Source organism: Psychrobacter sp. UBA2769, assembly GCF_002352555.1.
Taxonomy (GTDB): Bacteria; Pseudomonadota; Gammaproteobacteria; order Pseudomonadales; family Moraxellaceae; genus Psychrobacter; species Psychrobacter maritimus.
The window spans coordinates 45,468-59,203 of record NZ_DEIR01000007.1; the positions used below are offsets into that span (position 1 = coordinate 45,468).

The window sequence follows — 13,736 nt, forward strand, 5'->3', positions numbered from 1 at the left end:
TGAATATCCGTAAAATTAATTTTAAAGTTATAAGTAAATGCAAGAATAACTTGCATTTAAGGTTGGATGAATAGCTTTTAGAATTTTTTAAACAAATTTGGTGCTAAATGGTGAGTGAAATAAGAAGTTATTAAACCAGTAATAATGAATTAAGAGTAAATAAGTAATGTGCTAATGCAATAAAATTACAACTTTACTCATTTAGGCGGCAAGATAATTTGTTATATTTTACTTCTCTATCTAAATAATTTTCCCAAGACCTTAAGATTTCAGCTGGCAAATTGCGCACCTTTATAATAACTACCTTGAATAGTCAGCTGGTAAGCAGCAGATAAAGGCTATCATTTTCATAAAAACGAACGATAACGTTTTGCGAGAAAATGACAAACAACAAACGAGATAGCCACTCATTTCATCCAAATATTCCATAAGGATAAACGATGCAAGACAATCAATTAAGCAAAGAAGAAATCAGCCAGTTGACCGAAGCGGACTGGAAAGAGCGCCTGAGTGCCGATGAGTATCATGTGATGCGTGAGAAGGGCACAGAGCGTCCATTTACTGGCGTTTATAACGACGTCAATGATAAAGGCATCTACCGCTGTAAAGGCTGCGGTGCCAGCTTGTTTGAGTCGGACAGTAAGTTTGATGCCGGTTGCGGCTGGCCAAGCTTCGATCAAGGTATCGATAATGGCGCCATCGATGAGCACGTCGACGACTCGCTAGGCATGCGCCGTACGGAAGTCACGTGCAGCAATTGCGGCGCGCATTTGGGTCACGTATTCCCTGATGGACCTCGTGAGACCACTGGCATGCGCTACTGCATCAACTCGTTATCTATCGATTTGGATAAAACTGAAGAATAAATGTCAATATAGTCAGTAGTTTGGCTCAAATCAGTATTTTAGCTAAAACTAGCATGATAAGAAGGAAGTACGTGGTGCTTCCTTTTTTCTTATAAGCCTGCAAATTTCTTATCAACCTGAAGACAATAAAACAATCAATTTAAGGATGAATGATGAGCACTATTTACGATTTTACCGCTGAGCGTATGGACGGCACCTCGCAAGCCTTTGCTGATTATAAAGGTAAGGTGCTATTAATCGTCAATACCGCCAGTAAATGTGGCTTTACCCCGCAATTTGAAGGGTTGGAAGCGTTGTATCAACAATATAAAGACCAAGGCTTGGTCGTGATTGGTTTCCCTTGTAACCAGTTCGGCGCTCAAGACCCCGGCACTAACGATGAGATTGGTGCGTTTTGTCAAAAGAACTATGGTGTCAGCTTTCCGATGATGGCTAAGGTTGATGTCAATGGCGATGAGGCCCATCCGATTTTTGCATGGCTAAAAAACCAAAAGGGCGGGCTGCTGACAGACGGCATCAAATGGAACTTTACTAAATTTTTAATTGGGTCAGATGGACAAGTTATTGACCGTTATGCGCCAACCACCAAGCCTGAAGCGCTTAAATCCGATATTGAGCAAGCGCTAGCAGGGAAATAGCCGATAAGCTGAAAAAAATCATTGGTTTTGTATAAAATATAAAACCAATGAAAACAGAGGCTTGCCCGTAAAATTAATAAATTCAGCAAAAATAGTTAAGAAAAGGGTAAATACTGTTTGACAGCCATGTGTAAATCTATATAATACACACCCACAGCAAGGGGCTTTATTGATAAAGCAAGTTGCTGTCGGAAACGCTCATTGAGACGTTTCAAAATTAGCCATAGCGTGACAACTATAGTTAATAAAAGCTTTAGAAAATCCTATTTAAACGATTTTCTTTTGCGAAGCTAAAAAGCACTGCTTTTTGATATGCTTCTCAGGGTGATTAGCTCAGTTGGTAGAGCGTCTGCCTTACACGCAGAATGTCGGCGGTTCGAATCCGTCATCACCCACCACTCTTTTAGCGAGTGCGTCCTGTTGATAAGGACAAGATGCTAAAAACGACCTAAGCAGCGGTAGTTCAGTTGGTTAGAATACCGGCCTGTCACGCCGGGGGTCNNCGTCCGCTGCGCCATATTTAAAACTTAGTTTTAATACAAAAGTTTCAACCTCAAGTATTCGTTTACTTGAGGTTTTTTTGTGTCTGAATTTCCGCTTAAAGCCTTTATCCGTAAGGGTTGGTTATTCTTTCTTTATCAACCCTTAAGAAGTAGTCCACTCTTTAATAATGTATTTTCTATAAGTCTACATACATGCACTCTGCTTCTTGAAAATCGGTGACCAAGTACTCAGTGACCAAACGGTGACCATTTTGTGACCAAAGTTGTTAAAGCTTGCTGCTGGCAACTGATCCCCAAATTTTATGCTTATCGATAAGTTCAGGAGCTTAAAGGATCAGCCTCAAACTAAGTTTGAGGTAAAGATGGAAACCTTTCTACCCATTCACCGATAACCATTTTCTCAGTTTCAATACAAAATGGTATGGCCCACAATATCAATTCTTCTGCTAAATAAAAACACTCCAAAGGTGTTTCGAACTGATGATGTTTAGGATAAATAAGCATCATATCTCCACAACCATCCAAATACTTATGACCATAAGCAAATAATTGATAAATATCCGACTGACTGATATTAAAGTTGTTATCACTGTCACTGAAGCTTATTAACTTCCATTTGGTATCAAGTACATGGTAATTTTTTCTTTCTTTACTGATTAATAGATCAGGCTTTAATTGAAAGCGCGATTTTAAACCTTTTTGGTCATTCACCATGTGCTTATTAGAAGCCTGTGTTGTTAGTTGCCAGGGCGACTTGATATCTCGTCGTAAGCATTTTGCCACATACTTCTCGAACAAAATCTCCATTGGGAATAACAATGCAATACCTCGATGCTCTCCCTTTTGAAAGTTTGGATTAAGCTTTTCAAGTATTAGTTGGCACCATGGCTTTATCGCTCGGTAGGATTGCAATATTTTGATGTCTGACCATTTAGGCATTGAGTTTAAAGGCTCTCTAAGACTCGTTATAGGCTGTAAGATGTGTGATAGCTCATTAGCCAGTCGCCAGTTCTCAGAACTTCTACAGTGCTGCTGTACGTAATCCAATGCCGTTTTAATTAATTGATTCTCAAGTCGATTTGGATGATAGACATCATGACGAATATGAAAAAGATGAGCTCGACCAACCGTTTGCCTTTGTTGAACTACAATATCAAGCTGGCCACGAATAAATCTACTTTCTTCTTCGATTCTTTGATAGTCAAATCTGAGCCCAGACGCTACCAGCTCCTTTAGCAAATATAAAAACTGGTAGTATATCCACTCATGAATAGGTAAGTTCATTCGATTGAGACTGGCAGATTGAGCCTCTTTATAGGATAGGTTTAATACGGAGCTTAGTATTTTGCATAATACGGCTCTGCTCTTATCTGGCTCCTGTAAACCTAATCCTGTTTTTGGTAGTATCTCAATACCTTCGCCGCAAGGACTTTCTAAATAACCTACATAAGAGTGCAGCTGCAAGTATTGTGGACGCTTATAAGTAATAAACCGTCCATAGCTCTCTTTTTCACTTAATCCCACTAACCAATCAAAAGTTTCCTGCTCTATAATAGCCAAGTCTAAGCTAGGAAATACTGTCTGATCTGTTGTCAGCTGAGCATACTCTCTGACTTGAATCATGCTTGGCCATCCGAAGATTTAGACTTAGGCAGGATTAATATCTTCTTATAGGATTCGGGGTTATTAAAAGCAGTCTCATTGATATAGTAACGACGATCGTTTAGACCCTTTATAGTACTATGGAATAACTCACTAACTTTTGGCAGAATACTTTCTGTTTGAATAAATTTTTCATTATGAGGTTTACTAGGGTCATTCAACACCCAACCAATACGCTCCCAATCTGAAAAGAAGTATTCTTGCAGTAAAGGAATAATACGTCTCTTGAAAATACTACCTAGTTCCTTTTCCTGTTCTTCGTCTGAATCCAAGTCTTTCAAAGACCAAAAATATGAGTGCCCTATTGTATGTTCACGATCTAACAGTACTTCAATACGCTGATTCATTACTGTCAATATTTTAAATACAGGAATGCCATGAACTTCTATATCATCCAAAAGTTCAGGCTTAGGTAGTAGCTCAATAAAATCAAAACGGCGACGTAATGCTAAATCCAACTGTGCGAGTGATTTATCAGCGGTATTCATAGTTCCTAGTACGTAAAGATTTGAGGGCACTGAGAATGGTAATTTTGAATAAGGAAGTATCACTTCGCGTGCATCTGTACCATCCTTACGCTTATCAGGCTCAAGTAATGTAATAAGCTCACCGAAGATACGAGATATATTGCCACGGTTTATCTCATCAATGATAATCAAATGCGGTAACTCGCTAGAATTAGTAGTAGGCTCTGAAGTTAATAGTTGCTGAAGCTTTGACCTATTGATCGTTTTATCATGCAATTGATAAATAGCCATTTGAGAAAGCGACTTATCAAATAATCGCTCTTTTGGCAAACTAGGACTATAAATACGTAGCCATCTAACACTTCTTAATTGGTGATAACCGTAAAGCTCGCTGTTTTCTAGAAACTCATAGTCACTAGTAATCTCAGCGATTGCACGAAACTTATGATTACCATCAGATACAACTACTATATCTCCAATCTTTGCAGAATTTTTAAAAGTATTGACTGCAGTCGCTCTATATGTATTAGATTTATCTTCTGCAGAAAAATCATCTGAATGTTCTAGCTTATAAACTACATCATTACGATTATTACAATTTGAAAAGTTTATGTCATCTCCCCAGCCTAGAAGTATATAATTATTATCGATACATTCATTAAATACTTCATTTTCATCTGAGATATTAGTATTTCCTAAAGAAAGCTTCCATATATTCTTACCTTCAATATTGACTGTTTGCGTAGAGCCCGTCTGTTCTGTTGTTCTAGCATTAGTACATAATTGCTTGAAAATACCATCAACCACTTCATAGCTAATGTTTGAATTCTTATCGTTTCCTTCTACAACTACAGGTCTAATTCCTTCAACGAAATCCTCATAAGAAAAACTTTGATGGAATGTCGTGAAAGCAATACGTCCTTTTGCCGTTAACTCATCATACTTAGCTTTTATAAGCTCTCTTCTCTCTGGCCCATCTAGGTATTCATCATTTAAATCATCATACCAATCGGGAGCAACGCACTGTACAGCAAATTCTGCAGTGTGATAGGTCTTACCTGTACCTGGAGGTCCGTATATTATACGATTTAAGCTTGGAGTCCCTGTTTTAGCTTTTTTAAAGTCATCATTACCTACCATGCTATCAACTCCATTCATAAAGTTTTCTGTAGAGGCTTCATCATAAATTTGCCAAAAAGGTTTATTAGAAATTTCTTTTACCCTCTTTAGAGTACGCTCGTAGTCTTCCCAGTTAAAATTAGGGACTTTAACTCCGTGAAGTGATAGCCAACGCCTCATATAGCTATCTATAGGAAGATAATCACTAGGAAAAACAAGGTATAGACAAAGCGTAATTAGAACAAATCCTGTATCGGGTATGGCTAGGGCTTCCTTAAAAGTCTCACTTTGTATCTTTGAGTCTCTAGCTTGATGAAACAGCTTCCATAAAATATCTCCTATTTCAGCTGTACGCAGTTGAGGATCTTCTGGGAACACGTACTTTTTACTATCTCTAAAAAATGGAATGCCATTGAAATCTGCAGGAGTAATAGCGTCTGAACGCATTACATGGAAAAGATCAACTAACAGATCATGTTTGGATTTGTTTCTTGTAATTAGTAAAAAAAACGTGAAGGGATCCATCATATTTACTGCTTGGGAATCGTTCTTATTTTCAAGCCTTCTTAAAGGACTAACTCCGTTCCTTCTAAGTATATCTAATAATCTTTCCTGATTATTCTCATAATCTGCTATCCAATTCGCAATTGCTTCAAATGCAGGCATCCACGTATATTTCTCACCGCTTAGTCTTGTAAACATTAAATACTTATCCATGTTGAAAATTTTAAAGTTTAAAAATAAAAATTTTTACGGCACTAACCCAGTGGGAGATCGCTCAAGTATTTGAGACTATATCAATGCCACTAAAGGCATATACATAATAGGAGCGACACCATGAGTAAGTCTACACAAGCAAAGCCAACTTCCAACCAAGGCAACGGTGGGAATTGGCCAACTAAGAACGGTTCAAGCAATTCGTCAGGATCAAATCGCGGAAATGCAAAGCCTAAATAAATTCAAACATAATTAATTTGGAGAGGCAGATGCGGTAGCAAGCCACATCTGCTTTCAAAAATATGAGATATTCAAGCAACAAAGATTTTAATCATCATATAAAGCGCCTAATAAAGCAAGGCTGGTTATTTAGAAAGAAACGAAAACACAATCAGATCGTTGCACCATGCGGACAGTCTGTTACTTTTTCTAAAACGCCGAGCGATCATAGAGCTCTTAAAAATTTTATCAACGATATTAGACATACAAAAGAAGGTTATGCACAATGAGAACTACAAGCATTAAGACAAGCCCTTATTTTTTCCCTGCTGAAGTAGTAAGAGCTATTGCTAGAGCAATTGACAGCAAGAATGATAGTGAATCGTTAGATAACAAATGTCATGATCTATATCTAAGTAAGAATGAGCTTGACCAGCTTATCAATATACATATACATAAAGTTATCGAACGAGTTGAGCTAAAAAAATCAGTTGAGAACGAGCTTAAAGCTTTAATTGCTCAGATGTTTGATGATTATCTAAAGATAGTAGCAACCTATAATCTATCAGAGCAGCATAGAGATGATATTGGACCTTGGATAATTGAAGCATTTTTTTGCCCTTATTTAATTAATATTGTCTCTTTTTTAGGAACAAGAACAAGACCTTTTGAAAAATCTGACTACATTGAGCTAATCAATGATAACTCTACAGGCTTGGAGCTTACTTTCAAAATTATTGAAAAACGTGTTAAAGGTTGGAATGCTTTTTATACCAGTTTATCTAAGGGCGATAAAGATAAGATTACGGCATGGCGTCGCGGTGATGATCTACCCAGTTATGGCAGTTTGCTAGCGATTCTCAATCCTAAGCACCATGATATATCAAAGAATATTCTGGTTTTCTTAATAACGGCTCGTGCTATTGCGTACTTTAAAAAACACAATGATTTTGAATTATTGACCCAATATTTAAAACCGCCTACATCTTTTAAAGCTCTGATGGTTCAATTCGAGGACTTACTATTAGCACTACATGAAAGAGATATGCAATATGTAGCCACTCTATATCAGAATAAAGATGAGCAATTTCTTCATCGACCTTCTACTATTATTTTAGAGCTTCTGACTTATAGTCTAAGCAGTTTTTCGAAGGATGAAATAGAGAAAGCTAAAGAGTATTTTGTTAAGACATTTGAGCTTAGCCTTTATCGGTCAGGACACTTATGCGAGCAGATTATCGAAGTCGGTTTCGTGATTGCTAGCTGGCAAGAGAGACCTGATATGAACTTAATATCAAAGCTAAAAAGTGTCCAAAACCTATATGGCTACACTCTACCTACGATATTGACTGAGGATACCAAACGTAAGAAGGAAAACCTAGTTGAAGACTGGGAAATCAATATGTGGCGAAGCAATGCGCAAAGGGTGTTCAATAAATTTAAGGTTGAACTACCAGAAAAATATAAAGTGAGCTCAGCTGTTCTACCTATACATTTAAACGCAAAAGAACTAGCACTTGACCTTAAAAAACCTAATAAAAAAGTGAAACTGAATGACAACGATAAGCTCCATAGAGATAAAAATAAGAAAAAGCAAATAACGACACAGCTCATTTGGAATACGTTACGAAAGGATCTAGATGCTATTAATCAACTCTTAAAAGCTGGTGCTGACATCAACATCCTCTCTGATAATAACGAATCAGCTTTATTAGTTGCTTTACAGCACATGAATTTAACTGAGCTTCATGAACCAGACGATAGGTTTTATCAAACGCTCAAAGATTTAGAACACGTGCCAAAAACGATTAATGCAATGACCTCTAAAAAGCATCTTTTACCGTTATTAAGTGCGGTGCAGACAGGACGATACGATATCGTTGAACATATTCTCTACCTAGGAGCAGATATCAACCAAAAAGGCGGTAGTGGTCATTTAGACGCATTAACTACGTGTATATCTTTAATTGGAATGATTAAAGACTCAAAACTGCTACTCAAAAAGTTTTCTATGATCACTAAAGATCCAGAAACAGCAATAGCTAGAATGAGCGACTTTGAATTTTCTGCCTTTATTAGAGAGACACAAGGTAGCCTTGGTCTTAATAGACAAGAAGTTACGAGCCATCTTGTTCAAAGTACGAAAAGTCCGGATGCAATAGCTATTCTTAAAGAGCTATCTGAAGTTTTTAAAGAACAAACTCAGACAAACTACGAGTTATTTGATTTGAGAGAAATGCGCAAAATAGCAAAGCTACTAATTGATGGAGGTGCAAATCCTAGCGCTAGATATGATTGGAGTGGCATCGACGGATACACTCCATTCTTACTAGCCTGCGAGCTTAATGAGGATGAACTGGTCACTCATATGCTAAATAACGCTACTGAAGACTCAAAAAATGACATTATTAATACGGTATATAGGAATCGTAGAAATGGTCAAGCTGTGAGCTATGAGAAAATCTGTCAGCACTTTAAAACTGATGATGTAATGGATATTGTAGACAGGAGTTTAACTTTAGTGAGTAGTTATAAAGTAAATTAACTTCACTAGTGTAATCTTTTAATATAACCTGATAGCCATAGGAAGATATCCTTGCTTTCAGGTTATATTAGATCAAATATACGCATAGCAATCTATGGCACACATTCAATGAGAGTAGTATTCCCATCATTATATATTTTAAGTTTAGGCTCCATCATTTCGGTTCCATAGTCATAGACTATAAATTTAGGCTGAAATCTATCTACAGCTTGACCAATATACACACACGCTGCATTCGAAGCACAAACTAGTAAATGCACTTTTTCTATACCATGTATTTGGTTCAAATTGGTAAAAATATCCTTAAGCCTACTAGCTAGTTTTTCACCTTCAAGTGGATGTGCTATGGCACCATTACCGTATCCATAACTTTCAGGAGGGTATATGCTTATTACTGGGAGCTTGTCTTGGGCTTGTTGATTCAGATGGTTGATTGTTGAATCAATCATCGCAGCGGGAAAAGTTAATTTAATGCTAACAATAACTTCTGAGTGCTTTGACTCAATCTCTGGCTCATCAATAATAAATGCATCTTCTCTAGGCTGTACTCCAGGCCACATCCAACTACTAGCATCTCTGTAACGCAGCATTGGCATTAATTTCGACTTATTACCGAATTTCGCACCAAAACCTATTAAAGCAAAAGTTGGACCTAAAACGAACACAGCTGTGCTACTACCCTTAGTCCATGCTTTTATTTGATTAACACAGTTTTCTATATGCTCAGAACATCTTCTATGAAACTCATAAGAGTTCTGCATTGAATCACTTACACCCCATTCCAGAGGAGTTAAATCGTGTTTAGCTCTACAATTGACTACGCTCAATGATTTTGAAATTGATATAGGGTTTGGCACTTCTATGCTTTGTCCATTTACGCTCCACGGAATAAAATATATTGGAACAGGGGTATAACTCAATGCATTGAGAAGGTTGTTGCATAGCTGAATATGTATGGTTCGCATAGCTTGTAATTTAGGTGCGGGATAATCTAAACTTGCTATTCGATCTACTAACCTATGATGAACATCACACAACAACAGAACATTGCTTGGTTCATCAGCAAGATTCTTTGATAAGTATATTACCCCTCTAGGGCCACTCTCAGAAGCTGCAATGTTATGAGCCATATACCCGAAGTTACCTCTGTGCCCTGATAATGAATCAAAATCCAATCTTGAACCACAGCCAGAAAACATGCACCTACCATGGCTATCTTCCATAACAATGCGTTTAGTCAATTGACTAAACTTGTTTCCTCTTCCTGTAACTTTCTCTCGACCTAAACTCCAACGTTTGAATAATTTAGTAGTTTCCTTGGCATTGAGCTTCTTAGAGCCAATTCTAGTTTCATCCCATAGACTCTTAAAGCTTTCTTGTGACTGAAAATCTTCCAAACTAAATTCTTTCTTCTCGGAAACCTTTAATCTCACATCTACTATGTAGCTATCACTTATATATGAAACCAACTTCTCATTATCGTCATGCTGAAGAGAAAACCTAAAAACATCAATCAATTCACCGCCATTGAACAGTAATGTCATTAAATTATGATAGCTTGCGTCTGAGAGGAAGCCAATATTGTCCCATTGAACTCCTGCCTTCTTAATATGATTAATATATTGTTTGGCTGTGTCAAGATTGTTAAATATAGCCTTATTTAAGGCTTGATCATGTGAGGTCTGAGTTCCCGCAGATAGATTATTTGTAGTCATTATTTAATTGTCCAATTCAGTAGAAAAAGGTAAATAGCCTAGAAAAATAGTAGAGTTTCGAGAATAGGTAATCCAAAAGCCAATATAGCTTGTTCCAACAATGACGTATAAAATACGTTCCGATAAATATATAGAGCTAGTGAATTGACTGGCTAAATCATTTAAGTCGGTATTAGATGGATGAGGTTTTGGCTCAGGGTGTGTATGCCATAATCCTAGTAGACCACCATAACCCTTAGTTTCTTTCCAATATTTCTTAAGAGCTTTGTCGTGAGATGTGGAACGAAAGAAAGTGGTTCGAGTACGTCTATCTCTGAACATTGGCGTCGTTAAATCGTCTACCAGTATCGTCTGACTGTCTGGATAGTATCTGCCCAATAATATCCCGCCAGCTTCCTTGGATTTTGCTTGTGACTGTCTAAAGTAGAACCACGTGGCTATGACAGATTCTGCTATTGCGCCATCGTATGCTTTATCATTTTCCTTCCACACGATGCGGTTGTTTAAGTACTGCAACATGAGCAACCTACCGTTTTTATAGCATCTAAAGACTGTAGATAGTAGCCACCATTTTGTAGAGCCAACTCTTGGTGTTTAGTGGCTTTCAAATCATAGTCGGTTGGTAACTTATTGGTAGCGCACCACGACTGCAACCCTGTTTTATTCTCAATTACATATTCAGCTATGATTACAGCCGTCTTCATAGCATGTACTGAACCATATGCCGTGAATGCTCCAGCGCATCCAGTGATATTTTTCGACAAAACTATACCTAAAGGATTACTAAACAAACTAGTCCTTATATAATTTGAAGAATTGCCATCGTCATCGTAGTAAAGACACTTCAAGCAACCATCCTCATTACTTCTGAATCCTAGAACATGACCACCCAATCCGTAAGCCTCTAGCCAACCAGATACAACATGGACATTCGCCTCATAAGTATATAAGCGTCGGCACACCTCAAGCTCTGTTGGAGGATGACCAGTAGCTAATACTATGGAATGAATTTCAGATAGCTGTTCATTGTTTTGGCTATTGAGCCAGTTTAGGATATTAGCTTTATAGGCTACTACTTCTAACTCAGGTATGTTTTGCTGCAGACGGTTTTTGAGAGCACTAACCTTAGACTGATTTACATCTTGTATTCCAAGGTAATGCCGCATAACGTTGTCAGTTTTCATATCATCATAATCAACTAGTATTAGCTTATCGATATCTGACTCAGCTAGTGTTTCTGCAACTCTTGATCCAACTGAACCGCAGCCAGCTATCACGACGGTCTTTTTACTTGAAAATTGAGAATCAATACCAGTACGATTCAGTAAGTACTCACGCCAGCCACGCTGCAATGTTTGCACCTTAAAACTACGATACTTATTTGAAGTCATATCCTGATAGTAGGAAATGACCAAGTATGTATGCATTTTAGGTGTGGGTACCTCTAAGAGGATAATTTTAAAATTACTTTTCTTGTGTAAGCTATCCAACTGATTTTTACTGAATTTTGATATTTGTTTCTTCCACCAATTTTCATCAAATGATTCGAAAAGATCAGGAATAACAAAATCTTCGATACAAGGTAACGATATCTTAGTGATTTTTACAGCAGTATAAGGGCTAGAGCTAGGTGGATTTCGGCTAGCTCCGTCGACTAAGTATTTGATGTGATGACACTGAGGTGTATTACGTTGTTTCGTAAAATTAATACACCATGCATATAAACTGTCAGACTGATTGGGATTGTGTGTCGCAACAATAACAGGTGCGTCTGATACGACTGTCTGATTATAACCATCGATTTCTTCGTATAAAGCATCCCTATTTCCAGCACTGTAGGATTCAAGAGCGTTCGTCAGAATACCTATAGCCGTATCTACAGCATATTTAAAAAGACCAGATAAGTCAGCGCTATCAAACATTTCACCTTGATGATCTGTGACACATATTAATCCGTCATTACCCACATGATCCAGTGCTGTCAAATTGCACTGAGAAACAGATACTGTAGGCAATGATAGCCAACGCTTTTGATCAGCATATTTGACTGATAAAGGGACTGTCTGACGATTAACATCTAAATCAAAGTCAATAGTTATAAAACCATCTTTTTTATCATAGCTCTTAATGTTCTTACCATTAAGAGATTGAATATGATTTTTAAAGCTTTGTCGTACATCATCGCTAATTGTCATAACATTACCTATGCTGATGATCCAGTACTGACATATGGCGCTTCATTACTTTTTTTAGCTTTATCGCTTTTCGCTACTTCTGGAAAGTCATCACCAAAACTTTTTCTCAATGTCTTACTGGCTTCATGCGCATCTGGCTCATCGACAGCTGACTGTAAATTATCCCTTAGTGTCTCAAAATGCTCCTTGATGGTAACCATATCGTCGTCGTTGACAGATTTTAGTAAGTCACCACCAGGTGTTATAGGCAGATTAATGCTGAGACGACCAGAGTAATCAAAATTATTTAAGATAGTTTTGACCAAACTCAGTAGAACTTCCTCATCATTTTTAACTTCTAATTCGGGTTCCAACCAATGATACGCTGCCATAGTCAATCCAATACTATGAATACCCACGTATTTATGATTACGCCATCTTTTTAAATAGCGTACACATCTACGAAACTGTTTGCGTTGCTCAGAACCGTTATCCTCATAGGTATCATTACCTTTATATAAGCCATTGATTATTGAATTGATACCCTCAGGATCCGCTGCCTGCCAAACTCGCTTATCTTCAGCTAACCCTTTTCTACCTTTAGCTAGATAATATATATCATCGTATGTGTTGCTAGATTTAGCATAGATTGGCAAATCAACATGATAATCTGGTTTGCCCTCCTTTATATATGTCACTGTCACACATGAACGGCTCACTTCTACTGTCCGGTTATTGTGTTTTATACAATCTGCGACTAACTCTTTCAATTCGACTGGTTTATAGTCCTCTTTGTGGCAGTCCAGAAGTACACCAACATCGATATCATAATCACCATCTCTTATAGGCTTAATACCTGTATTTAAAGCGTAGCTTCCTTGGTTGAAGCTTCTTTCATACTGAGGATAGCCTTCGTCTTTTTTCTCTTTCAACCTACTTTTAAGCTGCTCGATTATTAGGTCACGTTTATCACGTAAAAAGCTATTTTCTTCGTAAGTGCCTAATCTAATAGCACTATGGAATCCCAAAAACTGCGTCTGTAAATCTGCCATATTCTACCTCTCAATAATTGTTAAGTTTTAATAACTGTAGAATATAGCAAACTCTAGCT

General features: G+C 37.5%; 9 protein-coding genes and 2 tRNA genes. 5 read left to right on the forward strand and 6 right to left on the reverse strand.

What is annotated here, in order from left to right; all coding sequences use genetic code 11:
• Positions 1–440 precede the first annotated feature (440 nt).
• The 4 genes from msrB (at position 441) to B3Q63_RS02660 (ending at position 2,021) form a co-directional block, all read left to right on the forward strand.
• On the forward strand, positions 441–866 hold the full coding sequence (gene msrB / locus B3Q63_RS02645) for a peptide-methionine (R)-S-oxide reductase MsrB (RefSeq protein ID WP_201562918.1): 426 nt from the start codon (positions 441–443) through the stop codon (positions 864–866).
• A 152-nt stretch (positions 867–1,018) separates the two neighbouring features.
• The gene (locus B3Q63_RS02650; protein WP_296173444.1) at positions 1,019–1,504 is read left to right on the forward strand and encodes a glutathione peroxidase; all 486 of its coding nucleotides are present in this window, start codon (positions 1,019–1,021) and stop codon (positions 1,502–1,504) included.
• A gap of 322 nt (positions 1,505–1,826) precedes the next feature.
• Positions 1,827–1,902: transfer RNA gene (locus B3Q63_RS02655), tRNA-Val, on the forward strand.
• A 54-nt stretch (positions 1,903–1,956) separates the two neighbouring features.
• Positions 1,957–2,021: transfer RNA gene (locus B3Q63_RS02660), tRNA-Asp, on the forward strand.
• A 331-nt stretch (positions 2,022–2,352) separates the two neighbouring features.
• On the opposite strand, the gene B3Q63_RS02665 is transcribed toward B3Q63_RS02660, so the two are convergent.
• Positions 2,353–3,630 carry an McrC family protein gene (locus tag B3Q63_RS02665; protein ID WP_296173447.1) on the reverse strand — a complete coding sequence of 426 codons (1,278 nt, stop codon included), beginning with the start codon at positions 3,628–3,630 and terminating at the stop codon, positions 2,353–2,355.
• The gene (locus B3Q63_RS02670) at positions 3,627–5,921 is read right to left on the reverse strand and encodes an AAA family ATPase (protein ID WP_296173449.1); all 2,295 of its coding nucleotides are present in this window, start codon (positions 5,919–5,921) and stop codon (positions 3,627–3,629) included. The genes B3Q63_RS02665 and B3Q63_RS02670 overlap by 4 nt, the downstream gene beginning before the upstream one ends.
• 556 nt (positions 5,922–6,477) lie before the next feature.
• Here B3Q63_RS02670 and B3Q63_RS02675 point away from each other — a divergent pair.
• Positions 6,478–8,736 carry an ankyrin repeat domain-containing protein gene (locus tag B3Q63_RS02675; protein ID WP_296173452.1) on the forward strand — a complete coding sequence of 753 codons (2,259 nt, stop codon included), beginning with the start codon at positions 6,478–6,480 and terminating at the stop codon, positions 8,734–8,736.
• A 92-nt stretch (positions 8,737–8,828) separates the two neighbouring features.
• Here B3Q63_RS02675 and B3Q63_RS02680 read toward each other — a convergent pair whose 3' ends face one another.
• From B3Q63_RS02680 to B3Q63_RS02695, 4 genes are read right to left on the reverse strand one after another with little or no spacing between them, the layout of a single operon-like run.
• The gene (locus B3Q63_RS02680) at positions 8,829–10,451 is read right to left on the reverse strand and encodes an SAVED domain-containing protein (protein WP_296173454.1); all 1,623 of its coding nucleotides are present in this window, start codon (positions 10,449–10,451) and stop codon (positions 8,829–8,831) included.
• A 3-nt stretch (positions 10,452–10,454) separates the two neighbouring features.
• A complete protein-coding gene (locus B3Q63_RS02685; protein ID WP_296173456.1) occupies positions 10,455–10,970 on the reverse strand; it encodes a Mov34/MPN/PAD-1 family protein in 516 nt (171 codons plus the stop codon).
• Positions 10,955–12,646 carry a ThiF family adenylyltransferase gene (locus tag B3Q63_RS02690; protein WP_296173458.1) on the reverse strand — a complete coding sequence of 564 codons (1,692 nt, stop codon included), beginning with the start codon at positions 12,644–12,646 and terminating at the stop codon, positions 10,955–10,957. The genes B3Q63_RS02685 and B3Q63_RS02690 overlap by 16 nt, the downstream gene beginning before the upstream one ends.
• Positions 12,647–12,654: 8 nt before the next feature.
• Positions 12,655–13,677, reverse strand: coding sequence for a nucleotidyltransferase domain-containing protein (locus B3Q63_RS02695; protein WP_296173460.1), 1,023 nt, complete (start codon positions 13,675–13,677; stop codon positions 12,655–12,657).
• Positions 13,678–13,736 lie beyond the last annotated feature (59 nt).

Excerpts from the sequence above, each read along its gene's own strand:
- B3Q63_RS02675 (WP_296173452.1), top strand. The coding sequence starts at position 6,478 with ATGAGAACTACAAGCATTAAGACAAGCCCTTATTTTTTCCCTGCTGAA.
- B3Q63_RS02665 (WP_296173447.1), bottom strand. The coding sequence starts at position 3,630 with ATGATTCAAGTCAGAGAGTATGCTCAGCTGACAACAGATCAGACAGTA.
- B3Q63_RS02680 (WP_296173454.1), bottom strand. The coding sequence starts at position 10,451 with ATGACTACAAATAATCTATCTGCGGGAACTCAGACCTCACATGATCAA.
- B3Q63_RS02650 (WP_296173444.1), top strand. The coding sequence starts at position 1,019 with ATGAGCACTATTTACGATTTTACCGCTGAGCGTATGGACGGCACCTCG.
- msrB (WP_201562918.1), top strand. The coding sequence starts at position 441 with ATGCAAGACAATCAATTAAGCAAAGAAGAAATCAGCCAGTTGACCGAA.
- B3Q63_RS02670 (WP_296173449.1), bottom strand. The coding sequence starts at position 5,921 with ATGCCTGCATTTGAAGCAATTGCGAATTGGATAGCAGATTATGAGAAT.
- B3Q63_RS02695 (WP_296173460.1), bottom strand. The coding sequence starts at position 13,677 with ATGGCAGATTTACAGACGCAGTTTTTGGGATTCCATAGTGCTATTAGA.
- B3Q63_RS02690 (WP_296173458.1), bottom strand. The coding sequence starts at position 12,646 with ATGACAATTAGCGATGATGTACGACAAAGCTTTAAAAATCATATTCAA.
- B3Q63_RS02685 (WP_296173456.1), bottom strand. The coding sequence starts at position 10,970 with ATGTTGCAGTACTTAAACAACCGCATCGTGTGGAAGGAAAATGATAAA.